The organism is Blastococcus sp. SYSU DS0541, assembly GCF_054050875.1.
On record NZ_JBJHAD010000007.1, the window covers coordinates 119,529 to 142,765 of the forward strand.

Here is a 23,237-nt window from a genome sequence, read left to right on the forward strand (position 1 = left end):
GGGTTCCCCACCGGAGGTGTGTTGATGCCCGGGCCCGTCACCGACCCCGGCGGCACCGCGGCCACGACGCCCACCCGGCGGGGCACCGAGGCGCTGCTGCTCGCCTTCGCCGTGCTCATCACCGTCGTCGCCCAGGTGATCGTCGACCTCACGGTCACCGGCGAGCTGCGCCCGCAGATGGCCGGCTTCAGCGTGTGGATCACCGCGCTCTGGGTCGTGGCCCACCTCGTCGTCCGCAGGTGGGCCTCCTACGCCGACCCGCTGCTGCTGCCGTCGGTCGCCCTGCTCGTCGGGCTGGGGCTGGCGGTGATCCACCGCCTGGACCTGGCGGCCGAGCAGGTCGGCAGCACGGTCACGCGCGAGGACGCCCCCGTGCAGCTGGTGTGGGCCACCCTCGGCGTCACCCTCTTCGTGGCGGTGCTCGTCGTCGTCCGCGACCACCGGACGCTGTCCCGGTTCGCCTACACGCTGGCGCTGCTCGGGCTGGTGCTGCTCGCGCTGCCCGCCGTCCTCCCCGCCTCGATCTCGGAGGTCAACGGCGCGAAGATCTGGATCCGGGTGGCCGGCTTCTCGATCCAGCCGGGCGAGTTCGCCAAGATCTGCCTCGTCGTCTTCTTCGCCGCCTACCTGGTGGACAAGCGCGACGTGCTCGCCCTGGCGAGCAAGAAGGTTGCCGGGCTGGAGCTGCCGCGCGGCCGCGACCTCGGGCCCGTGCTGCTCGCCTGGATGGTGTCGATCCTCGTCCTGGTCTTCGAGCGCGACCTGGGCAGCTCCCTGCTGCTGTTCGGCATCTTCGTGGTGATGCTGTACGTCGCCACCGAACGGGCCAGCTGGCTGTTCATCGGCCTGGGCCTGTTCGCCGGTGGAGCGTTCATCGCGTACCAGATCTTCGGCCACGTGCGGGCGCGCGTGGACACCTGGTTGGACCCGTCGGCGTACTACGACGGCGCCGGTTACCAGCTGATGCAGTCGCTCTTCGGCCTCGGGACCGGCGGGCTGTTCGGCGCGGGCCTCGGCGGCGGGCGCCCCGACCAGGTGCCGGTGGCCAAGAGCGACTTCATCGCCGCCGCCGTCGGCGAGGAGCTCGGCCTCTTCGGGCTCGTCGCCGTGATCGTCGTCTACCTGATCCTCGTCGAGCGCGGGCTGCGCACCTCGCTCGTCGTGCGCGACGCCTTCGGCAAGCTGCTGGCCACCGGCCTGGCGTTCGCCGTCGCCTGGCAGGTGTTCGTGGTGCTCGGCGGGGTCACCGGGCTGCTCCCGCTGACCGGCCTGACCACCCCGTTCCTGGCCTACGGCGGCTCGTCGCTGGTGGCCAACTTCGTGCTCGTGGCGCTGCTGGTCCGCATCAGCGACGCCGCGCGGCGCCCGGCGACGCCGCACGCGGCCCCGGTGCGCCTCGGCGACGCCCCGACCGAGGTGGTGACGCCGTGAACGCACCGCTGCGGCGGGTGGCGATCAGCGTGCTGGTGCTGTTCACGCTGCTGATCGTCAACGTCAACGTCATCCAGGTCGTCCGCTCGGACTCCCTCCGCTCGGACAGCCGCAACACCCGCGTGATCGCCGAGTCCTACGACCGCGAACGCGGCTCGATCATCGTGGCGGGCACCGAGGTGGCCCTCTCGGTCCCGACCGACGGCCGCCTCGAGTACCTGCGCACCTACCCGCAGGGGCCGTTGTACGCGCCGGTCACCGGGTACCACTCGCTGGTGTACGGCAACCGGTACCTCGAGGACGTCATGAACGACGTGCTCTCCGGGGACGACGACCGGCTGTTCGTCCGCCGCATCGCCGACCTGTTCACCGGGCGCGACCCCGCCGGTGGGGACGTCGTGCTGACCCTCGACCCGGACGTCCAGGCCGCCGCCATGGCCGGCCTGGACGGCGTGACCGGGGGCGTCGTCGCGCTCGACCCGCGGACCGGCGCGATCCTCGGGATGGCGAGCACGCCGACCTACGACCCCGGCCTGGTCTCCGGCCACGACCCCTCGGCGATCCGCGAGAACATGGAGCAGCTCACCGGGCAGGACCCCGACCCCCGCGCGAACCGCGCCATCGAGGACAACTTCCCGCCCGGCTCGCTGTTCAAGGTGATCGTCGCGGCCGCCGCGCTGGAGGAGGGGCTGACCCCCGACTCCGTCGTACCGGCTCCCCGCGAGCTGCCGCTGCCGAACAGCACCCGGGTGATCCCCAACTTCGGCGGCTCCGCGTGCGACCCCAGCGGCGAGCAGTCGCTCACCGACGCGCTGACCGTCTCCTGCAACACCGCCTTCGCCCAGCTCGGCCTCGACCTCGGCGAGGGCCAGGTGCGCGAGATGGCCGAGGCGTTCGGGCTGGACGGCGAGGGGTTGGAGATCCCCCTGCAGGTGGCGCCGAGCACCGTGGGCGACATCGTCGACGACGCCGCCCTGGCCCAGACCTCGATCGGCCAGCGCGACGTCCGCATGACCGTGCTGCAGGCGGCCATGGTCGCCGCCGCGGTGGCCAACGACGGCGTGCAGATGAAGCCCTACCTGGTCGAGGAGCTGCGCGCCCCCGACCTGACGGTCATCGACTCCGCCGACCCGGAGGTGCTCAACGAGCCGATCTCCGAGGAGGTCGCCGACCAGCTCACCGAGATGATGGTCAGCGTCGTCGCCCGGGGCTCCGGCCGGGCCGCCCGCCTCAACGGCGTCGAGGTGGCCGGCAAGACCGGGACGGCGCAGGTGCGCGAGGGCGTGCCCGACCACAACTGGTTCATGGGCTTCGCGCCGGCCGACGACCCGCAGATCGCCGTCGCCGTGTTCGTGGCCAACGGCGGCGGTACCGGCGGCGACGTCTCCGCCCCGATCGCCCGCGAGGTCATGGCGGCGTACTTCGACGGGCAGGGCGGCTGATGGCGCTGGGGATCGGCAGCATGCTGGCCGGGCGGTACGAGATCACCGCCCCCATCGCCACCGGCGGCATGGGCGAGGTGTGGAAGGCGCGCGACCGGGTGCTGGACCGGATCGTCGCGGCGAAGGTGCTCAAGACCGAGTACACGAACGACCCGAGCTTCCTCGCCCGCTTCCGCAACGAGGCGCGGCACACCGCGGCGCTGTCCCACCCCAACATCGCCTCGGTCTACGACTACGGCGAGACCACCGACGACAGCGGCGTGCAGACCCTGGCGTTCCTGGTGATGGAGTACGTCGAGGGCCAGCCGCTGGTCACCATCCTCCACGAGGAGGGCCGGCTGCCGGTCGACTGGACGCTGCACGTCCTCGGCCAGGCCGCCGACGGGCTCTCCGCCGCCCACCGGGCCGGCGTGGTGCACCGCGACATCAAGCCGGGCAATCTCATCGTCCGCCCCGACGGGGTCGTGAAGCTGACCGACTTCGGCATCGCCCAGGCCCGGGACGCCGCCCCCCTGACCCGCACCGGCATGGTGGTGGGCACGGCCCAGTACCTCTCCCCGGAGCAGGCCCAGGGCATGGAGGTCAACGCCGCCTCCGACGTGTACTCCCTCGGCGTCGTCGGCTTCGAGTGCCTCTCCGGCGCCCGGCCCTTCGACGGCGCCTCGCAGGTCGCCATCGCGCTGGCGCACATCAACCGGCCGCCACCCCCGCTGCCCGGCGACATCCCCCCGGCCGTCCGGCTGCTCGTCGAGCGGGCCCTGGCCAAGGACCCGGCGGACCGGTTCGCCGACGGCGGTGCGTTCGCCGACGCCGTCCGCCGCGTCGCGAACGGGGACGGCCTGGCCGCCGGGCCCGTGGTGGCACCGGCGACCGCCCCGACCCAGATCGTCGAGGTCGGCGACGGGCACACCCAGGTCTTCGCCACCCCCGCCGCCGGGATGGCCGCGGTGCCGCCCGCCACCGGTGGCCGTCCGATGCCGCCGCTCCAGGCGCCGCCGGACGACGACTGGACCGACGGCGACGAGCCCCCTGCCCGGCGCACCCGGCGCTGGCTCTGGCCGGCCGCCGCGCTGGTGCTGCTGCTGATCGTCGCCGGTACCACCTTCCTGGCCCTGAACGGCTTCGGTGAGGACCCCCGGGACGACGCGGCGTCCACCACGAGCGCGGCGCCCACGAGCGCCGAGCCCGGCGGGATCCTCCTCGACCCGGCGCAGTACGTCGGCCGGGACGCCGACGAGGTGGAGGAGCAGCTGCGGGAGGCGGGGTTCACCTCGATCTCCCGGGAGGACGCGAGCGAGGGTCTGCTGATCGCCGTGGGCCAGGCGCTCGACGAGGGCGACGTCGCGGGCATCGATCCCTCCGGTGTCGAGGCTGCTCCGGACACCCCGATCACGCTGTTCGTCGCCCCGGACGACTTCGACCCGGCGCCCCCGGAGGACGACGAGGCCGGTGACGGGGAGGAGCCGGCGGCCCCCACCACCACGGCACCGCCGACGACCACGGCTCCCCCGGCGGCCGAGCCCACCGAGACGCAGACGACGCCCTCGCCCACCCCCTCGGCCTCGGCCTCCGCCGGGGGCAGCCCCGCCCCGTCGTCGACGACGACGACGACGACGGCGGAGTCGTCGACGGTCGTGCCGCCCCCGGAGCCCGAGGCCAGCGGCAGCGGCAGCGCCACGCCGGGTCAGGATGACGGCCTGTGAGCAGCTCGACACTCGGGTCCCGGGTCGGGGCCGGTTGTGCGGTTAGGCTCGCCGACGGCCAGCAGCGCGCGGCGGCTCCCGCCGCGGGCAGGCTCCGCACCACCGGGCCGCGGAGGCTGCAGGGAACCGCCCGAGAGGACCGTAGATGACCACGCCGCAGGTGCTCGGGGAGCGCTACGAGATCGGCGGAGTCCTTGGCCGCGGCGGCATGGCCGAGGTCCACCACGGACGTGATCTGCGCCTGGGCCGCGAGGTCGCGGTCAAGGTGCTGCGCCACGACCTGGCTCGCGACCCCTCCTTCCAGGTGCGCTTCCGCCGCGAGGCGCAGGCGTCGGCGTCGCTGAACCACCCGGCGATCGTCGCCGTCTACGACACCGGCGAGGACCGCACGCCCAGCGGGGCCACCCCGTACATCGTCATGGAGTACGTCGAGGGCGAGACGTTGCGCGACGTGCTGCGGCGCGAGGGCCGGCTGCCGATCGAGCGGGCGATGAGCCTGGCCGCCGACATCTGCGGCGCGCTCGACTTCAGCCACCGCAACGGCATCGTGCACCGGGACGTGAAGCCCGGGAACGTGATGATCACGCCGCAGGGCACGGTCAAGGTCATGGACTTCGGGATCGCCCGCGCGGTCTCGGACTCCGCGGCCACGATGACCTCCACCGCGGCGGTGATAGGGACCGCCCAGTACCTCTCCCCCGAGCAGGCCCGCGGCGAGGGCGTCGACGCGCGCTCCGACGTCTACTCGCTGGGCTGCCTCCTCTACGAGCTGGTCACCGGGGCCCCGCCGTTCACCGGTGACTCGCCGGTGTCGGTGGCCTACCAGCACGTGCGCGAGGACCCGCGGCTGCCGTCGTCGATCAACCCCGACGTCCCGCCGGAGCTTGACGCGATCCTGCTCAAGGCGATGAGCAAGAACCCGGCCAACCGCTACCAGTCGGCCGCGGACATGCGCAACGACCTGCTCCGGGCGCTCGCCGGGCAGCGGGTCGAGGCGACGCCGGTGATGGGTGACGCCGAGAAGACCGCCATCATCGGCGCGCCCGTCGGCGGCTACGCCAGCGGTTACGGCGACGAGGACTGGGACGACGACGGCGACCGGCGCCGCAAGCGCCGGATCATCGCGATCGTGGCGCTCCTCGGTGTCCTGCTGCTCGGCGGCGCCATCGCCGCCGCCCTCCTGATCAACCAGGACGACGACGTGGCGCCGGTCGCCCAGCAGGTGGAGGTCCCGGTGCTGCTCGACCAGCCGGTGGAGCAGGCCCGTCAGGCGATCACCGAGGCCGGGCTGGTGGTCGGCACCGAGACCGAGGAGCAGACCACCGACCCCGCCCAGGTCGGGACGGTGCTCGAGACGTCACCCGCGGGCGGGGCCGTCGTGGAGGAGGGCACCGAGGTCGACCTCGTCGTCGGCGTCGCGCCGGACGCCGTCACGGTGCCCAACCTGATCGGGGCCACCGAGGAGCAGGCGCGGAACGCGCTCGAGGCGGCCGGCTTCACCGGCAACATCGACACGCGGCAGGAGGACTCCCTCGAGGAGGAGGACACCGTCGCCTCCGTCGAGCCCGCGGTGGGCCAGTCGGTGCCGGCGGACGGGACCGTCACGCTGGGCCTGTCGACCGGCACGATCGATCTCCCGGACGTCACCGGTCAGCCGCAGGCGCAGGCCGTCGCGACGCTCACCGGGGCCGGCTTCACCGAGGCGCAGATCGACGTCGAGGAGGTCGACTCGGACCAGCCCGCGGGCACCGTCGTCGGCACGAGTCCGGGACCGCAGAGCCCCGCCTCCACCGGCACGCGGATCGTCCTGCAGGTCTCCGGTGGGGTCACCGAGATCAGCGTGCCCAACCTCCGAGGGCAGTCCCCCGAGGCTGCGGAGGCGAACCTGCGGGCCGCCGGGTTCACCAGGTTCCAGTTCACCACCGTCGACGAGGCCGACCCGGGCGTGGGGCCCAACCAGGTGGTCGCCACCGAGCCGGCCGCCGGCACCGCTCAGGCACCGGACACGCCCATCACCGTCCTGCTGAACCCGCAGGTCGACGAGCAGGACGCCGACTGACCGGCCTTCTCCCGACGAAGGGCTCCTCCCGCACCGCGGGAGGAGCCCTTCGTCGTCACGGGGTGCCGCTCAGGCGGTGGCGGAGGTGAGCCGCTTCGCCGCGGAGGTGGCGGCGGCGACGACGTCCTCGTCGGGCGCCAGACCGCACGCGGCGAGCCAGGTCGCCAGCATCCGGTGGCCGCCCTCGGTGAGCACCGACTCGGGGTGGAACTGGACGCCCTCGATGGGCAGCTCACGGTGCCGCAGGGCCATCACGAGCCCCGACGGGGTGTGCCCGGTGACCTCCAGCTCGTCGGGCACCGTGGCGGCGTCGACGGCCAGCGAGTGGTACCGGGTAGCGGTGAACGGTGACGGGAGTCCGGCGAGGACCCCGCGGCCCTCGTGCAGCACCTGGCTGGTCTTGCCGTGCAGCAGCTCGGGGGCGCGCACCACCTCCGCGCCGAACGCCTCCGCGATGGCCTGGTGACCCAGGCACACACCGAGGACGGGGGTGCCCTGCTCGGCGGCGGCCCGGACCATGGGCACGGTCACGCCGGCGTCCGCGGGGGCACCGGGGCCGGGTGAGAGCAGCACGCCCGCGACCTCCAGGTCCGCGAGCTCCTCGACCGTGACGGCGTCGTTGCGCCGGACCTCGCACCGCACGCCGAGCTGCCCCAGGTACTGCACGAGGTTGTAGACGAAGCTGTCGAAGTTGTCGACGACGAGGACCGGACGGTCGGCGGCGGTCATCGCGGTCGGGCTCCTCGCTGGGTCGGGGGGGGTGGCACGGGGGGCCGGCCGGCGCTCAGCCGACGGTGGCGTGCTGGAGGGTGAGGCCGCCATCGTAGGCGGGCACCGTGAGCTGGGGCCGCTCGCGTACCTCGAACGTGAGGCCCCAGGACCGCACCGCCTGCTCGAAGACTGCGACCTGCGGCGAGGCGTCGAGCGCGGCCTCGACCTGCGGGGCGTCGACGACGGCGGTGATCACGAACGGTGGGGAGTAGGTGCGCCCCCGCAGCAGCAGGGTGTTCCCGACGCAGCGGACGGCGCTCGTGGAGATGAGCCGCTGGTCCATGATCGCCACCGCGTCGGCGCCGGCGGCCCACACGGCGTTCACCACGCCCTGGACGTCGCTCTGGTGGATGACCAGGTCGTCGGGGCGGGCGCCGGTGGGCAGGCTGCCGTCGGAAGGCTGGGGGGCGTCGTCGAGGGTGATGACCACCCCGGAGCCCACGACCGGCGTGAGGCCCGCCTCCGGGGCGTCGGCCTCGGCGACCGCCTGGACCTCCGCGACGGCGCCGTCGCGGGTCGCCACCTGCGCGGTGAGCCGCTGCAGCTGGTCCTGGAGCTGCGCCAGCTGGCGCTCCTGCCGGGCCACGGCGGCGTCGCGCTCCTCGACCAGCTGGGAGAGCTGGGTGACCTCGCCGGCGCGCAGGTCGCTGCCCTCGGCGGTCCGGCCGGAGGTGGCGAACAGCAGGCCGGCGGCCAGGGCGACGACGGGGACCAGCGCCCCCCAGGCGGACGGGGAGCGACCGGGTAGGGACCAGCGGACCACCGCGCACCCCCTCGGACCTGACGGCGTCGGCGCGTTCGGGTGAGGCACCGGTGGCGACGTCCCCCGGAAGTTTAGTCTGGGAGCAGTTCCGGCCGGGGACGACCAGACCGGCCGCCGGGAGGGAGTCCGCACGTGCCCAAGTCGAAGGTGCGCAAGAAGTCGGTGTACACGCCCCCGGAGGACGCGCTGCGTTCCCGGGGCACCGCGTCCAAGGCCCTGCAGCCCAGCCCCCGCTGGTACGCGCCGGTCATGGTGACGCTGATGCTGCTCGGGCTGCTCTGGATCGTCGTCTACTACGTGGCCGGCGACCGGATCCCGCTGATGGTCTCGCTGGGGGCCTGGAACTTCGCCATCGGCTTCGGCGCCATGGTCGCCGGGCTGATCATGTCGATGCGCTGGCGCTGACCGAGCGTCCACGACCGCCGATCGAGGCCTCCGTCCCGCCGGGACGGGGGCCTTCGTCGTTCCCGGCCCCGTCGCCGGGCTCCCGGCAGCACTCCGCATGCGGCCCCCGGACGCCGGGGAGCCCGGGCTGTTCACCGCTGTGCACAGCGATCGTCTCCGTCCACAGGTCGACATGACGCCCCACCCCCAGGGTTGTCCACCGAGTGTGGAGGGACCGAACGGGTCCGGACCGCTCTGACCTGCGCTTTTCCCGCGGGTGGGGCTCGTGTGACGAGGCGTCCAACGGCGTAACTACAGCCGTGTGAGTCTGTCCCCAGCTGTGTACCCAGCTGTGGACGAGTCGACTTGTCCGCGTGGCGGAGACGGCTGGCTCCGCTCGGTCTTACCCGTCCTGACCTGCGGATACACCGCTCCGCGCGGCCACCGTGGACGGACCCGTCCGGGTCACTGAGCGCACCCGATCACGCACGCAGCGGCAGCGCCGAGCGGTGGACGACGATGCCCGGGACGACACCAGCCCCCGGCCGTGGGCCGGGGGCTGGTGGGGACGGAGCACCGGGGGCGGTCAGGCGTCGAGGAGCTCCAGGATCGTCGCGTTGGCCGTGCCGCCGCCCTCGCACATCGTCTGGAGCCCGTACCGGGTCCCGGTGGCCTGCATGTGGTGGACGAGCGTGGTCATGATCCGGGCGCCGGATCCACCGAGCGGGTGGCCCAGAGCGATCGCGCCGCCGAGCGGGTTGAGACGGCCGGCGTCGCCACCGGTGTCGGCCATCCACGCCATGGGCACCGGTGCGAAGGCCTCGTTGACCTCGAAGACGCCGATGTCGTCGATCGACAGCCCGGAGCGCTCCAGCACCTTCTGGGTGGCCGGGATCGGCGCGGTGAGCATGATGACCGGGTCGTCACCGGCCATGACCGTGGTGTGGATCCGCACGATGGGCCGCAGGCCCAGCTCGCGCGCCTTGTCGCTCGTCGTCACCAGCAGGGCGGCCGAGCCGTCGGAGATCTGGCTGGCGTTGCCGGCGCTGATCACGCCGTCCTCCTTGAAGGGTGTCTTCAGGGAGGCCAGCTTCTCGAGGGTGCCGCCGGGGCGGATGCCCTCGTCGGCGCTGACCACCGTGCCTTCCTCGAGGGTGACCGGGGCGATCTCCTCGTCGAAGGCGCCGTCGGCCTGCGCCTTGGCCGCCTTCTCGTGCGAGGCCAGCGCGAACTCGTCGAGCTCGGTGCGGGAGAAGCCCCAGCGCTCGGCGATCATCTCCGCGCCGATGCCCTGGTTGGGGTAGACGCCGTCGTAGCGCTCGAGGAAGCGCGGGCCCAGCGGCTTGCCCGCGATGCCGTCGGCCCGTGCCGAGCCCATGGGCACCCGGCTCATCGACTCCACGCCACCGGCGACGACGACGTCGGCCTGGCCGCTGATGACGGTGGCGGCGGCGAAGGCGACGGCCTGCTGGGACGACCCGCACTGGCGGTCGATCGTGGTGCCGGGCACCGACTCCGGCCAGCCGGCGGCCAGCGGCGCGTTGCGCCCGATGTTGAAGGTCTGCTCCCCGACCTGGCTCACGCAGCCCCAGAAGACGTCCTCCACGACGGCGGGGTCGATGCCGGAGCGCTCGGCGAGGGCGTTGAGGACGTGCGCGGAGAGGTCGACCGCGTGCACCCCCGAGAGCCCTCCTCCCCGCTTGCCCACCGGCGTACGGACGGCGGCACAGATGACGGCATCGCGCATGGATCGACTCCTCGAGGACGACGGTCGGGTGCGCCGGCCGGCCACCCTGCCCGCGATCGTATGTTCCGCGCCACACCTGGCAGGCTGTGGGCGTGCAGTGGTCCCCTCCGGCGGCCGTGCCGGCCGGTCTCACTGCCGGTGCCGCCGCCCTCGGCGCGGTCAGCTTCCTGCTGGACCCGGCGGGCCGGATCCTCGTCGGCGGGGCGGCCCTCCTGCTTCTCCTGCTGGCCGCGCGCGAGGCGCTGCTGCGGCCCCGGCTCGCCGCCGGCCCCGACGGGGTCGCCGTGCGGACGCTGACCGGGACCCGGGTGCTGCCCTGGGGGCTGCTGCGGGTCCACGTGCGGAGCGCACGGCGGTGGGGGACGACGGTGCGGACGCTCGAGCTCGAGGGGCCGGCCGGCGGGGACGACGACGGGCTGCTGCTGGTGCTGGGGCGCTGGGACCTCGGCGCCGACCCCGCTGCCGTGGCGGGCGCGCTGGCGGAGCTGCGCCCGCGGGGCGGATCGGTCCGCTGAAGCCAGGACGCCGCGGCGTCAGACCGCGCCGACGTGGGAGACGCCGAGGGCGAGCGCGAGCAGCAGCACGGCCAGCGCCCCGATCGCGACCGCCTGCACGGCCGGGCGGCGGCGGGTGCCCAGGAGCAGTCCCGCGACCGCTGCGCCGGTGACGAGCCCACCCAGGTGCCCCAGCAGGGAGATGCCGGGGAGGAAGCTGATGAAGATGTTGATCCCCAGCAGCACGAGGATGCCCCGGACGTCCTGGCGGCGGACGACCATGAGCACGCCGAGAGCGCCCAGGAGGCCGTAGATGGCCGTGGAGGCGCCCGCCACGGGCCGGGCGAAGTCGCCGAACAGCTGGATCGCCGTGGAGCCGCCGAGCGCGGAGACGACGTAGAGCGCCAGGTACCGGAGCCGGCCCAGCTGCGCCTCCAGCTCGGAGCCGAAGATCAGCAGCGCGAGCATGTTGAGGACGAGGTGCAGCAGGCCGATGTGCAGGAAGGCCGCGGTGAGCAGCCGCCACGGCTCTCCCAGCTCCACCAGGAGCGGGTACTGCGCCAGGTCGACGAAGACAGGCGAGCGGTAGTTCTCCAGCGGGGCGTTGCCCACCAGGCCGGCCGACACCGCGGTCACCAGGAACATGACGACGTTGACGGCGATCAGGGTGACCGTGACGCCGCCCCAGCGCGAGGCCGCGGCCTTGAGACCGGAGCTGCGCTTGGGCGCCCGCACCGAGGCCGCGCCCTCCCGGACGCACGCCGGGCACTGGAAGCCGACCGACGCGGGGATCATGCACTCGGGGCAGATCGGCCGGCCGCACCGCGCGCAGGAGATGCCCGTGGGCCGCTCGGGGTGGCGGTAGCAGCCCGGAGGCGGGGGCGGCGGCTGGTCGGCCGCGCCCCCGCCGTGCGGTTCCGTGCTCAGCTGCGCTGCACCTCGACGGACTCGATCACCACGTCCTCGACGGGGCGGTCGTTGCGGCCGGTGGAGACGGCGGCGATGCGGTCGACGACGTCGCGGCTGGGCTGGTCGGCCACCTCACCGAAGATGGTGTGCTTGCCGGTCAGCCAGCTGGTGGGGGCGACGGTGATGAAGAACTGCGACCCGTTGGTGCCCGGTCCGGCGTTGGCCATGGCCAGCAGGTAGGGCTTGGTGAAGGCCAGGTCGGGGTGGATCTCGTCGCCGAACTGGTAGCCGGGGCCGCCGATGCCCTGACCCAGCGGGTCGCCGCCCTGGATCATGAAGCCGGAGATGATCCGGTGGAAGACCGTGCCGTCGTAGAGCTTGTCCGTCGTCTTCTCGCGGGTCGCGGGGTGCGTCCACTCGCGGGCGCCTTCGGCCAGGTCGGCGAAGTTGGCGACCGTCTTGGGGGCGTGGTCGGGGAACAGGTCCACGGTGATGTCGCCGTGGTTGGTGTGCAGGACCGCGCGGCGGGCGGGAGTCGATTCAGTCACGGCTCCACTCTCCCACCGTCCCGCCGGCGGCGTGGCGGTGGGCCGGAGGCCGTGGTTTCACGTGGCACGGGACGCCGGGCGGGGCGTCGAGGGTGGAGACGAGGGGAATCGAACCCCTAACCCCCGCCTTGCAAAGGCGGTGCTCTGCCAATTGAGCTACGTCCCCGGGTGGCCCTGCGCGGGCCGGTGGTTCAGCGGGTGGGCGTGCTGACGGCGCCCGGGCCGCTGGTGGCCTCACGCCACAGGTCGGCCTCGGTCCGGCCGGCGGACCGCTTCCGGACGGCGACGACCGCACCGGCCGCGGCGGCGACGAGCGCCAGCTGCTTGAGCACGCGGAGAACCTCCTCGGGCGCTTCGCTCGCCGCGGGGGCGACGTGCGGGGGAACGCGGAACCGCGAGGCTCCGGTACACGGGTGGGCCTGGGAGGACTTGAACCTCCGGCCTCATCCTTATCAGGGATGCGCTCTAACCGCCTGAGCTACAGGCCCGTGAACCTCGAACAGCATACGTGACACCTACAGCCGTCCCTCACGGGGGTGCGGGCCACGGCGACACCCGGAGGGTCCCGGGATGGCACGACGGCCACGCTCCGCCCCGAGGGGGACGGCACGTGGCCGCGGTGTCGGGCCGAGTGGGGCCCGGAGGGTCCCGGGATGGCACGACGGCCACGCTCCGCCCCGAGGGGGACGGCACGTGGCCGCGGTGTCGTCCGGAGGACGACGGATCACTCAGTCCCGTTCGGAGAGCGTGACCTCGAGCCCGCCGACGAGATCGGAGCAGAGGTTGTAGATGAACGTGCCGACGGTGCACAACGCCGTCAGGAGGACGACGTTGATGGCGCCGATGACCGCCGCGCCCCAGAAGACCACGCCCATGGTCACGACGTCGCCGCTGGACTCCGCACCGGACGCGCTGCCGATCTGGCCGAACAGGTCGTTGACCGCGTCGAAGACGCCCAGGCCGCCGAGCACCAGGTAGAGCAGCCCGACCGCGACCATCCAGATGAAGAACAGGGCGATCGACAGCATCAGCGAGATCTTCAGCGCCGACCAGGTGTCGATGTGGCGCACCTGCAGGCGGGCGCGGCGAGGGCCGCGACCGGCCTTGCCGCGCCCGGTCCGGACGCTGCCCACGCCCACGCCCACCGGTGCGCTGCCGCCGTCGGCGCTGCTCGTGGACGACTCGCCGTCGGCGACCGGCACCCGCTGCTGCGTCGCGCTCTGCGGGGTCGCGCCGGCCGGCGCCGCCCCCTGGGGGGCGGCGCCCTGCTGCGCCGGGCCCGGCTGGGCCGGCGTCGCGCCGGTCTCGGGGTTCAGCGGCTGCGGGACGACCGGCGCCGCGCCCGTGCCCGGGGTCTGCGCGCGCTGGCTGCCGGTGGCGGGGATGGACTGCGTCGGCGCGGGCTTGCCGTCCGTGGGCTTCCCCTCCGCCGCGCTCCCGTCCCCTGCCCGGGAGTCGGTGCGCACCGAACCGTGCGTCCGGTCGCTCATGCCAGTCTCCCGTTCCGCAGCGGCGAACGCCGCTCCTCCAGATCCGGGCGCCGCGACGGCATGGGGCCGCCGCGGAGCCGCAGTCGCTTGCGTGACTGACTACTCACCCTAGGCCGGAGGCTCGTCGTTGTCCGTCGTACGCGCGATCGCCACGATGGAGACGTCCTCGGGCAAGTTCATGAGCTTGACGCCCATGGTGGCGCGGTCCTTGTTGTGCCGGACCCCGTTGACCGGCGTCCGGATGACCCCGCCTCCGGAGGTGATGGCGTACAGCTCGTCGCCGAGGGTCACCGCGAGCGCGCCGACGAGGGCGCCCTTGCGGGCCTTCGGGTCGGCGGTGAGCACGCCCTTGCCGCCCCGGCCCTGGTTCGGGTAGTTCTCGATACCCGTCCGCTTGGCGAAGCCGCGCTCGGTGGCGACCAGCACGTCGACCCCCTCCTGGACGACCATCATCGAGAGCAGGCGGTCGTCCTCGGAGAGGGAGATGCCCCGCACACCCTCGGTGGCGCGGCCCATCGGCCGCAGCGCGGCGTCGTCGGCGGTGAACCGGATCGACATCGCCTTGCGGGTGACCAGGAGCAGGTCCGAGGCACTGTGGATCAGCGCCGCCCCGACGAGCTCGTCGCCGTCGCGGAGGTTGATGGCGATGACGCCGCCCTGGCGCGGGGAGTCGAAGTCGGTGAGCCGGGTCTTCTTCACCTGCCCCTTGGCGGTGGCGAGCACCAGGTACGGGGCGACCGAGTAGTCCTTGATCTGCATGACCTGGGCGATCTTCTCGTCGCCCTGGAAGGCCAGGATGTTGGCCACGTGCGCGCCGCGGGCGGTGCGGTTGGCCTCGGGCAGCTCGTAGGCCTTGGCCCGGTACACCCGGCCCTTGTTGGTGAAGAAGAGGATCCAGTCGTGGGTGGAGCCCACGAAGAAGTGGTCGACGATGTCGTCCTGCTTGAGCTGAGCTCCCATCACGCCCTTGCCGCCGCGGCGCTGCGACCGGTAGAGGTCGCTCTTGGTCCGCTTGGCGTAGCCGGTGCGGGTGATGGTGACGACGACCTCCTCCTCCGCGATGAGGTCCTCCATCGAGACGTCGCCCTCGTTGGGGACGAACTTCGTGCGGCGGTCGTCGCCGTACTTCTCGACGATCTCGGCGAGCTCGTCCTTGACGATCTGCCGCTGGCGCTCGGGCGAGGCGAGGATGGCCTGCAGGTCGGCGATGCGGGCCTCGATCTCGGCCAGCTCGTCCATGATCCGCTGGCGCTCGAGAGCGGCCAGCCGGCGCAGCTGGAGGTCCAGGATCGCGACGGCCTGGATCTCGTCGATGTCGAGGAGCTCCATCAGGCCACCGCGCGCCTCCTCTGCCGACGGGCTGCGCCGGATGAGGGCGATGACCTCGTCGAGGTGGTCGAGGGCCTTGGCGTAGCCGCGCAGGATGTGCGCGCGCTCCTCGGCCTTGCGCAGCCGGTACCGGGTGCGCCGCTGGATGACCTCGATCTGGTGCAGCACCCAGTTGCGGACCAGCTCGTCCAGCCGCAGCGTGCGGGGCACGCCGTCGACGATGGAGAGCATGTTGCAGCCGAACGAGGTCTGCAGCTGGGTGTGCTTGTAGAGGTTGTTCAGCACGACCTTGGCGACGGCGTCACGGCGCAGGGTGATGACCAGCCGGCGGCCCACCCGGTCGCTGGACTCGTCGGCGATCTCGCTGATGCCCTGGAGCCGGCCGTCCTTGACCAGGTCGGCGATGTTCTCGGCGAGGTTGTCCGGGTTGACCTGGTAGGGCAGCTCGGTGACGACGAGCTGCACCCGGCCCCGGGCGTCCTCCTCGACGGTGACGACGGCGCGCATGCGCACCGAGCCGCGGCCGGTGCGGTAGGCGTCCTCGATGCCCTCGCGGCCGACGATGAGGCCGTGCGTCGGGAAGTCGGGGCCCTTGATCCGCTCCATGCACGCGGTGAGGGCCTCCTCGGCCTCCGCCTCGGGGTGGTCGAGCATCCAGAAGACGGCGTCGGCCACCTCCCGCAGGTTGTGCGGCGGCATGTTGGTGGCCATGCCGACCGCGATCCCGGCGGAGCCGTTGATCAGCAGGTTGGGGATGCGCGCGGGCAGGACGACGGGCTCCTGGGTGCGGCCGTCGTAGTTGCCCTGGAAGTCGACGGTCTCCTCGTCGATGCCGGCCAGCATCTCCATGGCCAGCGGCGTGAGACGGCACTCGGTGTACCGCATCGCGGCCGCCGGGTCGTTCCCGGGCGAACCGAAGTTCCCCTGCCCGTCGATGAGCGGGTAGCGCATCGACCACGGCTGGGCGAGGCGGACGAGGGCGTCGTAGATCGCCGAGTCGCCGTGGGGGTGGTAGTTACCCATGACCTCGGCGACCGGGCGGGCGCACTTCACGTACCCGCGGTCGGGGCGGAAGCCCTGGTCGTACATCGCGAACAGGACGCGGCGGTGCACCGGCTTGAGCCCGTCGCGGACCTCGGGCAGCGCGCGCCCGACGATCACGCTCATGGCGTAGTCGATGTAGCTGCGCTGCATCTCCTGCTGGAGGTCGACCGGTTCGACGCGGTCGCGGGGTGGTGTCTCCGTCACGGTTCAGGTCTCCACAGGTCGGTGCACAGAGGTGGATGAATCCGCCGGCCGCGAGCGTGCGAGTGGCCGGCGCATCCATCCACCTCCCGCCGCAGGCGGCGTTCGGATTGGCTAGTCGGTACAGCGAAGCTGTTCGTCTTCGTCACCGAGGTGGGTCAGACGTCGAGGAAGCGGACGTCCCGGGCGTTGCGGGTGATGAAGCTGCGCCGGGCCTCGACGTCCTCGCCCATGAGCACGCTGAAGATCTCGTCGGCCGCGGCCGCGTCCTCCAGCGTCACCTGCCGCAGGATGCGGGTCTCGGGGTTCATCGTGGTCTCCCACAGCTCGCTGGCGTTCATCTCGCCGAGCCCCTTGAACCGCTGGATCATCTCGTCCTTGATCTTGCGGCCGCCCTCGACACCGGCCTTGACCACCGCGTCGCGCTCCCGGTCGCTGTAGGCGTACTCGTCGCCGACCTTGCCGCCCCACTTGATCTTGTACAGCGGGGGCTTGGCGAGGTACACGTACTGCCCCTCGACCAGCGGCCGCATGAAGCGGAACAGCAGCGTCAGCAGCAGCGTGCTGATGTGCTGGCCGTCGACGTCGGCGTCGGCCATCAGCACGATCTTGTGGTACCGGAGCTTCGAGATGTCGAACTCGTCGTGGATGCCGGTGCCGAAGGCGGTGATCATCGACTGGACCTCGGTGTTCTTGAGGACCCGGTCGATCCGCGCCTTCTCGACGTTGATGATCTTGCCGCGGATGGGCAGGATCGCCTGGAACATCGAGTCGCGGCCGGACTTCGCCGAGCCACCGGCGGAGTCACCCTCGACGATGTAGATCTCCGAGGCGCGGGGGTCGGTGGAACGGCAGTCGGCCAGCTTGCCCGGCAGGGAGTTGTTGCTCAGCAGGCTCTTGCGGGCGAGCTTGCGGGCGTCCTGGGCGGCACGCCGGGCGCGCGCGGCCGAGGCGGCCTTGGTGATGATCGTCTTGGCCTCGGCGGGGTTGGACTCGAACCAGTGCCCGATCTGCTCGTTGCAGATGCGCTGGACGAAACCCTTGACCTCGGTGTTGCCGAGCTTCGTCTTCGTCTGCCCCTCGAACTGCGGGTCGCCCAGCTTCACCGAGACGATCGCCGCGAGGCCCTCCCGGATGTCGTCGCCGGTGAGCTTCTCGTCCTTCTCCTTGAGCAGCTTCTTCTCGACGGCGTACCGGTTGACGATCGAGGTGAGCGCCGCGCGGAAGCCCTCCTCGTGCGTGCCGCCCTCGTGGGTGTTGATCACGTTGGCGAAGGTGTGCACCGACTCGGAGTAGGCGTCGGACCACTGCATCGCGACGTCCACGGACATCGCCATGTCGTTCTTGCCGGTGCCCTCGGCGGAGAAGCCGATGACCGACTTGTGGATGGGGTTCCGCCGCCGGTTGATGTGGCCGACGTAGTCGACCAGGCCGCCGTCGTACCGGTAGGTGACCTCGGTGGGCTCGAACGCCTCCTCCTCGGCCTCGACCGGGGTGGCCGCCTCGGCCAGCGACTCCTCGCCGACCCCCGTCTCGACCTTGGCGTGACCGGGGCGCTCGTCGCGCAGCACGATGGTCAGCCCGGCGTTCAGGAAGGCCATCTCCTGCAGCCGGCGGTTGATCGTGTCGAACGAGTAGGTCGTGGTCTCGAAGATGTCGCCGTCGGCCCAGAAGGTGATCTGGCTGCCGCGCTTGTCGGTCGGGCCGACCTCCACCAGCGGGCCCGGCTTGGCGTCCGTGTACTCCTGGTGCCACTCCTTCCCGCGGGTCCAGACGCGGACTTCCAGCCTGGTCGAGAGGGCGTTGACGACGGTGACGCCGACGCCGTGCAGACCGCCGGAGACGCCGTAGCTCTTGCCGTCGAACTTCCCGCCCGCGTGCAGGACGGTCATGATCACCTCGACGGTGGGCCGCTTCTCGACCGGGTGCATGTCCACCGGGATGCCGCGGCCGTTGTCCTCGACGCGGACGCCCCCGTCGGCCAGCAAGGTGACCTTCACGGTGTCGCAGTAGCCGGCCAGCGCCTCGTCGACGGCGTTGTCCACGACCTCCCACACCATGTGGTGCAGACCGCGCTCACCGGTGGAGCCGATGTACATACCGGGGCGCTTGCGCACCGCCTCGAGACCCTCGAGGACGGTGATGGAGCTGCCGGAGTAGGCATTGTCGACCTGGGGTGCTGCGACCACGTGGGGCCTTCCTCTCGAGCAACCGGCGGCTCGCAGCCCCCGGTCGGTGCGGGGGGCCGGAACGGCGCAGGAGGGCGCTCAGCCGGTTGCTGACGGTTTTCGTCTCCCACGATACCGCGAGGTACGACAGGAACCGTGCCGTGGACGCCCTCACGTCGTGTCTGCGCCGCTCGCGGGATGCCCGCCACCATCCTGCTTGCCCCCCGCTCCGACACGCCGTCAGGGGCCCCGCTGGCGGTCGGGCGCCGCGCGCGGTCGCCGACGGGACCGCACACTCGGCCGCATGCCGCCGCCGGACAGCGTCCCCGGGACCGGTCCCGCGGGGTCCCCGCTCACCTGCCTGGTCACCGGGGCGACCGGGTACGTGGGCGGCCGTCTCGTGCCGGAACTGCTCGCAGCCGGTCACCGCGTCCGGGTCATGAGCCGCTCGCCGGAGCGGCTGCGCGACCACCCCTGGGCCGGGGACGTCGAGGTGGTGCGGGCCGACGCGCAGGACACCGCCGCGGTGGCGGGGGCGTGCGCCGGCGTGGACGTCGTCTACCACCTGGTCCACGCCGCGGGCTCGCGGCCGGAGTCCGGGCAGATCGACCGCCGCGCCGCCGGGATCATGGCGCGCGCCGCCCGAGAGGGCGGGGTCGGCCGGCTCGTGCACCTGGGCTGGCTGGCGCCCGACGACGCGGACCTCTCGCCGCACCTGCGCTCCCGCGCCGAGGTCGCCGGGATCCTGCTGGGCTCCGGGGTGCCGACGGTGGTGCTGCGGGCCGCCGTCGTCCTGGGCTCGGGGTCGGCGTCGTTCGAAATGCTGCGCCACCTGACCGAGCGGCTGCCGGTGATGGTCACCCCGCGGTGGGTGCGCAACGAGGTCCAGCCGATCGCGATCCGGGACGTCCTGCGCTACCTCGTCGCCTGCGCCCGGCTGCCGGCGGACGTGCACCGCGGCTTCGACATCGGCGGGCCCGACGTCATGGACTACGCCGCGATGATGCGCCGCTACGCCCGGGTGGCCGGGTTGCCGCCGCGGCGGATCCTGCCCCTGCCGGTCGTCACGCCGTCGCTGTCCAGCCACTGGGTCGGCGTCGTGACGCCGGTGCCGGCGTCGATCGCCCGGCCGCTGGTGGAGTCGCTGCGCACCGCCGTCGTCTGCACCGAGCACGACATCGCGCGGTACGTGCCCGATCCGCCCGAGGGGCTGCTCGGCTTCGACGACGCGGTGCGCCTGGCGATCCAGCGCATCCGCGACTCCGACGTCGCCACCCGCTGGGCCTCGGCCTCGGTGCCCGGCGCCCCCTCCGACCCGCTGCCCACCGACCCCGACTGGGCCGGCGGGAGCCTCTACGTCGACGAGCGGGAACGCACGACGACCGCGCCGGTCGAGGCGGTGTGGCGGGTGGTCGAGGGCATCGGCGGGGACACCGGCTGGTACTCGTGGCCGCTGGCCTGGCGGGTGCGGGGCTGGCTGGACCGGGCGGTCGGCGGGGTCGGCCTGCGGCGGGGGCGGCGCAACCCCGACCGGCTGTTCGTCGGTGACGCGCTCGACTTCTGGCGGGTCGAGGAGCGGGAGGAGGGCCGGCTGCTGCGGCTGCGCGCCGAGATGCGGGTGCCCGGGCTGGCCTGGCTGGAGTTCCACGTGGAACACGACCCGGCCACGGGCGGGGCGGTCCTGCGCCAGCGGGCCACCTTCGCCCCGCGCGGGCTGCTCGGGCACCTGTACTGGTGGGCCGTCGCGGCGTTCCACGGCGTCGTGTTCGGCGGCATGCTCCGCGGCATCGTGCGGGCGGCCGAGCAGCAGGCGGACCGCGCCCGCTGACGCCGCGCCGCCGTCCTCCCTCACCGTGGCGCTTCCTCCCCCACCGCCCACCGCGGGGGAGGACGCGCCGGGATCAGGTCACCTGATCCCGGCGGCGGTCAGACGAGGAGCTGGGCGGCGGCCAGCTCGCGGTAGAGCGGGCTGCTGCCGACCAGCTCGTCGTGGGTGCCCCGCGCGACCACCCGCCCCTGGTCGAGCACCACGATCTGGTCGCTGTCGAGCACCGTGGACAGCCGGTGGGCGACCACCAGCAGCGCCCGCCCCGAGGAGGCCGCGGCCAGGGTGGCGCGCAGCAGGCCCTCGTTGCGCGCGTCCAGGCTCGCGGTCGGCTCGTCGAGCAGCAGCAGCTCCGGGCGGGCCAGCAGCGAGCGCGCGATCGCCAGCCGCTGCCGCTCGCCCCCGGAGAGCAGCACGCCCTCGTCGCCGACCAGGACGTCGAGCCCGCGCGGCGAGCGCCGGACGACGTCGGTGAGCCCGACGTCGGCGAGGACCGCCCACAGCTCGGGGTCGGTGGCGTCGGGCCGGGTCAGGAGCAGGTTGTCCCGCACCGTCCCCGCGAGCACCGGGGCCTCCTGCTCGACGTAGCCGAGACGGGCGCGCAGGGCCGCCCGCGGCAGGTCGCGGACGTCGGCGCCGGCCCACCGGATCGCGCCGCCGGAGTGCGGGTAGAACCCCTCGATCAGCGCCAGGACCGTGGACTTCCCCGCTCCCGACGGGCCGACCAGCGCGACGCGGCCGCCCGCGGGCACCTGCAGGGAGACCCCGTGCAGCACCGGGGTGCCGTCCGGGTAGGCGAAGGAGACGTCGTCCAGCTCGAGCAGCGGCGCCCCCGGCACCGGCGTGACCCGGCCCGGTCGCCCGCGCTGCGGGCGCTCGTCGTCCTCCGGCGGCAGGCCGAGGACCTCCTGGATGCGGGTGAGCGCGCCGAGCCCGGTCTGCAGCTGGGTCCACGCCCCGATCGCCTGCCCCAGGGGCATGACCAGCAGGAACAGGTACAGGATGAAGGCCACCAGGGAGGCCACGGTGATCGAGCCGCTCGCCACCCGGTAGCCGCCGACGCCGAGGACCGCCAGGAAGGCGCCCTGCACGGCGATGGAGCCCGCCGGCGAGACGAGCGCCTCGAGCCGGGCGACCTGGACACCCGCCGTGTAGGCGCGGCGGGCGCTGGCGCCCACGGCGGTGACCTCCCGCGCCGTCGCCCCGCTGGCCCGGATGGTGCGCACCGCCGACAGCGCCCGCTCGACCGCCGCCGTCATCGCGCCGACCTCCTCCTGCGCGCGCTGCGACAGCCGGCGGACCCCGCGGGAGGCGAGGACGGCGGTGATCGCGCCGATCGCGACGGCCAGCACGGTCACCAGCAGCAGCCAGACGTCGACCACGGCCATGGCCACCAGGGCGCCGACCCCGACGACCACCGAGCCGGCGACGTCGACGACACCCGAGGTGACCGTCGCCCGCAGCAGGGTGGTGTCCGAGCCGACCCGGGACATCAGGTCGCCGGTGCGGCGGCGGTCGTACTCGGCGACCGGGAGCCGGAGCAGCCGGTCGACCAGCATCAGGCGGGTGGTGAGGACGAAGCCCTCGGCGGTGCGCTGCAGGACGAACTGCTGCAGCGCCGAGAGGGCCGACCCCACCACCAGGACGACGACGAGCAGCCCGACCGCCGGCAGCAGCGGCTCGCCGGCGCCGACCACCTCGATGACCCGCGCGACCAGGGCCGGCTGCGCGAGCGCGGCGGCGGCGCCGACCAGCGACAGCGCCGCGGCCAGCAGCAGCGGCCGGCGGTGCGGCCGCAGCAGCGGCAGCAGGTCGCGCAGCCGTGCGGCCGGCTCCGCCGCGGCGCCGTCCACCGCGGCGGAGCCGTCCGCCGAGGTCGCTGCGGTCACGGGCCGGGCGACGTCAGGAGCCGGCGGTGAGGCCGACGGTGATCGCCGTCAGCAGCCGGGTGTGGTGCTCGAGCAGCTGCGGCCGGTGCCCGTCGGGCCGGATCGCCGCCACGTGCCCCGCGCCCGACCAGAACTCGTCGCCGTCGTCGCTGCCCAGGAGCAGGCCGTGCAGGGCCGGGTCCTGCACCAGGCGGCGCAGCTGCGGGTCGTCCTCCGCGGCCAGCAGCAGCCAGCGGGCGTCGAAGGCCGGGTCTCCGCTGGGCATCGGCACCAGACCGCCGGTCCGGTGCCGCCAGAAGCGCGCCGGGCTGAGCCGGAAGCCCGGTACGCGGCCCAGCATGGGGACGGCGGTGATCGCGTACTCCGGGACCAGGTAGCGCCCCGAGGCGTAGACGACGTCGAAGGCGACCAGCTCCAGCGAGCCCGCCCGGCCGCGCAGGACGTTGCCGGGGCGGTGGTCCTTGGTCGCCCGGACCGGCGCGCTCGCGATCAGCTCGGCGAGCGGGGCGTCCTGCGGGGCGGTGCCGTCGGAGACGGTCCACCCCTTCTGCAGCGCCCAGCCCTGCGAGCCCACGAGGTCGCCCTCGTAGCGGAACACCTGCTCGACGGCGCCCGGCTTGCGCCGACGACGGCCGAACAGCCCGCGCGGCGCCGGCTGCTCCGGCGGCGGGTACTGCTCCGAGGGGTACTGCTCCTGCGGGGGCTGCGCCGGCGGGTACTGCTGCTCCGGCCGCACCGCCTGCGGCGGCGGGTAGTCCGCCGACGGCACGTCCTGACGCGGCGGTGCCGGGCGCTCGGGCTCCACGGCCGGCAGGTCCCAGCCCGGGGGCTGCCAGGGCTGGCCGGCCGGCGGCTCGTCGCGCGGGGTCTTGCGCCGGTCGGCGAAGTTGGGGCGGTCCTCGTCCTCCGCCCCACCGCCGCCGAGGTGCGGCGGCTCGCGCCAGCCGCGGCCCTCGGCGTCGTCGAAGCCGTCCCGGTCACCGTCGCGGGGGGTGCTCATCCCTGCATCGTCCTCCCCGGCGCCCGCCCCGCGGGGCGGG

The 23,237-nt window shown here is 73.5% G+C and carries 18 protein-coding genes and 2 tRNA genes; 7 read left to right on the forward strand and 13 right to left on the reverse strand.

Translation table 11 applies throughout. The features are described 5' to 3' along the window. Window positions 1-24 precede the first annotated feature (24 nt). The 4 genes from ACI794_RS10125 to pknB all read left to right on the forward strand — a co-directional run bounded on the left by ACI794_RS10125 (window position 25) and on the right by pknB (window position 6,635). Window positions 25-1,431 (forward strand): FtsW/RodA/SpoVE family cell cycle protein, encoded by a 1,407-nt coding sequence (locus ACI794_RS10125; protein ID WP_456604000.1) that lies wholly within the window; start codon window positions 25-27, stop codon window positions 1,429-1,431. Next, window positions 1,428-2,873 (forward strand): peptidoglycan D,D-transpeptidase FtsI family protein, encoded by a 1,446-nt coding sequence (locus tag ACI794_RS10130; protein ID WP_456604001.1) that lies wholly within the window; start codon window positions 1,428-1,430, stop codon window positions 2,871-2,873. Before ACI794_RS10125 ends, ACI794_RS10130 begins: the two co-directional genes overlap by 4 nt. Continuing rightward, window positions 2,873-4,576 (forward strand): protein kinase domain-containing protein, encoded by a 1,704-nt coding sequence (locus ACI794_RS10135; protein WP_456604002.1) that lies wholly within the window; start codon window positions 2,873-2,875, stop codon window positions 4,574-4,576. Before ACI794_RS10130 ends, ACI794_RS10135 begins: the two co-directional genes overlap by 1 nt. A gap of 145 nt (window positions 4,577-4,721) precedes the next feature. Next, the gene (gene pknB / locus ACI794_RS10140) at window positions 4,722-6,635 is read left to right on the forward strand and encodes a Stk1 family PASTA domain-containing Ser/Thr kinase (RefSeq protein ID WP_456604003.1); all 1,914 of its coding nucleotides are present in this window, start codon (window positions 4,722-4,724) and stop codon (window positions 6,633-6,635) included. Between the two features lie 69 nt (window positions 6,636-6,704). Here the strand turns inward: pknB and ACI794_RS10145 are convergent, their stop codons facing one another. Continuing rightward, window positions 6,705-7,364, reverse strand: coding sequence for an aminodeoxychorismate/anthranilate synthase component II (locus ACI794_RS10145; protein WP_456616307.1), 660 nt, complete (start codon window positions 7,362-7,364; stop codon window positions 6,705-6,707). A 55-nt stretch (window positions 7,365-7,419) separates the two neighbouring features. Next, entirely contained in the window at window positions 7,420-8,169 is a 750-nt protein-coding gene (locus ACI794_RS10150; RefSeq protein ID WP_456616308.1) for a DUF881 domain-containing protein, read from the reverse strand. A 132-nt stretch (window positions 8,170-8,301) separates the two neighbouring features. On the opposite strand from ACI794_RS10150, the gene crgA reads away from it, so the two are divergent. Next, on the forward strand, window positions 8,302-8,574 hold the full coding sequence (gene crgA / locus ACI794_RS10155; RefSeq protein ID WP_456582994.1) for a cell division protein CrgA: 273 nt from the start codon (window positions 8,302-8,304) through the stop codon (window positions 8,572-8,574). Between the two features lie 565 nt (window positions 8,575-9,139). Here the strand turns inward: crgA and ACI794_RS10160 are convergent. Further along, window positions 9,140-10,300 (reverse strand): thiolase family protein, encoded by a 1,161-nt coding sequence (locus tag ACI794_RS10160; RefSeq protein ID WP_456616309.1) that lies wholly within the window; start codon window positions 10,298-10,300, stop codon window positions 9,140-9,142. 92 nt (window positions 10,301-10,392) lie between these two features. On the opposite strand from ACI794_RS10160, the gene ACI794_RS10165 reads away from it, so the two are divergent. Beyond that, entirely contained in the window at window positions 10,393-10,815 is a 423-nt protein-coding gene (locus ACI794_RS10165; protein WP_456616310.1) for a PH domain-containing protein, read from the forward strand. A gap of 18 nt (window positions 10,816-10,833) precedes the next feature. Here the strand turns inward: ACI794_RS10165 and ACI794_RS10170 are convergent, their stop codons facing one another. From ACI794_RS10170 to gyrB, 8 genes are all read right to left on the reverse strand, one after another. Next, a complete protein-coding gene (locus ACI794_RS10170; RefSeq protein WP_456604008.1) occupies window positions 10,834-11,589 on the reverse strand; it encodes a rhomboid family intramembrane serine protease in 756 nt (251 codons plus the stop codon). A 128-nt stretch (window positions 11,590-11,717) separates the two neighbouring features. Further along, window positions 11,718-12,251 (reverse strand): peptidylprolyl isomerase, encoded by a 534-nt coding sequence (locus ACI794_RS10175; protein ID WP_456582990.1) that lies wholly within the window; start codon window positions 12,249-12,251, stop codon window positions 11,718-11,720. A gap of 93 nt (window positions 12,252-12,344) precedes the next feature. After that, window positions 12,345-12,417 (reverse strand) — tRNA-Ala (locus ACI794_RS10180). Between the two features lie 25 nt (window positions 12,418-12,442). Beyond that, window positions 12,443-12,583, reverse strand: a complete 141-nt coding sequence (locus tag ACI794_RS10185; RefSeq protein WP_456582989.1) for a DLW-39 family protein — start codon at window positions 12,581-12,583, stop codon at window positions 12,443-12,445. A gap of 82 nt (window positions 12,584-12,665) precedes the next feature. After that, a tRNA-Ile gene (locus tag ACI794_RS10190) sits at window positions 12,666-12,739 on the reverse strand. A gap of 240 nt (window positions 12,740-12,979) precedes the next feature. Beyond that, entirely contained in the window at window positions 12,980-13,741 is a 762-nt protein-coding gene (locus ACI794_RS10195; protein ID WP_456616311.1) for a DUF3566 domain-containing protein, read from the reverse strand. 108 nt (window positions 13,742-13,849) lie between these two features. Beyond that, window positions 13,850-16,318 (reverse strand): DNA gyrase subunit A, encoded by a 2,469-nt coding sequence (gene gyrA, locus ACI794_RS10200; protein WP_456582987.1) that lies wholly within the window; start codon window positions 16,316-16,318, stop codon window positions 13,850-13,852. Between the two features lie 155 nt (window positions 16,319-16,473). Continuing rightward, window positions 16,474-18,504, reverse strand: a complete 2,031-nt coding sequence (gene gyrB, locus ACI794_RS10205) for a DNA topoisomerase (ATP-hydrolyzing) subunit B (protein ID WP_456582986.1) — start codon at window positions 18,502-18,504, stop codon at window positions 16,474-16,476. Between the two features lie 283 nt (window positions 18,505-18,787). Between gyrB and ACI794_RS10210 the strand changes: the two genes are divergently transcribed. Continuing rightward, the gene (locus tag ACI794_RS10210) at window positions 18,788-20,311 is read left to right on the forward strand and encodes an SDR family oxidoreductase (protein WP_456616312.1); all 1,524 of its coding nucleotides are present in this window, start codon (window positions 18,788-18,790) and stop codon (window positions 20,309-20,311) included. A 98-nt stretch (window positions 20,312-20,409) separates the two neighbouring features. Here the strand turns inward: ACI794_RS10210 and ACI794_RS10215 are convergent, their stop codons facing one another. Together ACI794_RS10215 and ACI794_RS10220 are read right to left on the reverse strand one after the other, a co-directional pair. Further along, window positions 20,410-22,197: an ABC transporter ATP-binding protein gene (locus ACI794_RS10215; RefSeq protein ID WP_456616313.1), complete on the reverse strand. Its 1,788-nt coding sequence runs from the start codon at window positions 22,195-22,197 to the stop codon at window positions 20,410-20,412. A 13-nt stretch (window positions 22,198-22,210) separates the two neighbouring features. Then, window positions 22,211-23,197 (reverse strand): hypothetical protein, encoded by a 987-nt coding sequence (locus tag ACI794_RS10220; RefSeq protein ID WP_456616314.1) that lies wholly within the window; start codon window positions 23,195-23,197, stop codon window positions 22,211-22,213. Window positions 23,198-23,237: the final 40 nt, after the last annotated feature.

Bases quoted from the DNA above. Each gene is read 5' to 3' on its own strand.
- ACI794_RS10125 (WP_456604000.1), top strand. From the start codon at position 25: ATGCCCGGGCCCGTCACCGACCCCGGCGGCACCGCGGCCACGACGCCC.
- ACI794_RS10135 (WP_456604002.1), top strand. From the start codon at position 2,873: ATGGCGCTGGGGATCGGCAGCATGCTGGCCGGGCGGTACGAGATCACC.
- pknB (WP_456604003.1), top strand. From the start codon at position 4,722: ATGACCACGCCGCAGGTGCTCGGGGAGCGCTACGAGATCGGCGGAGTC.
- ACI794_RS10145 (WP_456616307.1), bottom strand. From the start codon at position 7,364: ATGACCGCCGCCGACCGTCCGGTCCTCGTCGTCGACAACTTCGACAGC.
- ACI794_RS10160 (WP_456616309.1), bottom strand. From the start codon at position 10,300: ATGCGCGATGCCGTCATCTGTGCCGCCGTCCGTACGCCGGTGGGCAAG.
- ACI794_RS10170 (WP_456604008.1), bottom strand. From the start codon at position 11,589: ATGATCCCCGCGTCGGTCGGCTTCCAGTGCCCGGCGTGCGTCCGGGAG.
- ACI794_RS10195 (WP_456616311.1), bottom strand. From the start codon at position 13,741: ATGAGCGACCGGACGCACGGTTCGGTGCGCACCGACTCCCGGGCAGGG.
- ACI794_RS10210 (WP_456616312.1), top strand. From the start codon at position 18,788: ATGCCGCCGCCGGACAGCGTCCCCGGGACCGGTCCCGCGGGGTCCCCG.
- ACI794_RS10220 (WP_456616314.1), bottom strand. From the start codon at position 23,197: ATGAGCACCCCCCGCGACGGTGACCGGGACGGCTTCGACGACGCCGAG.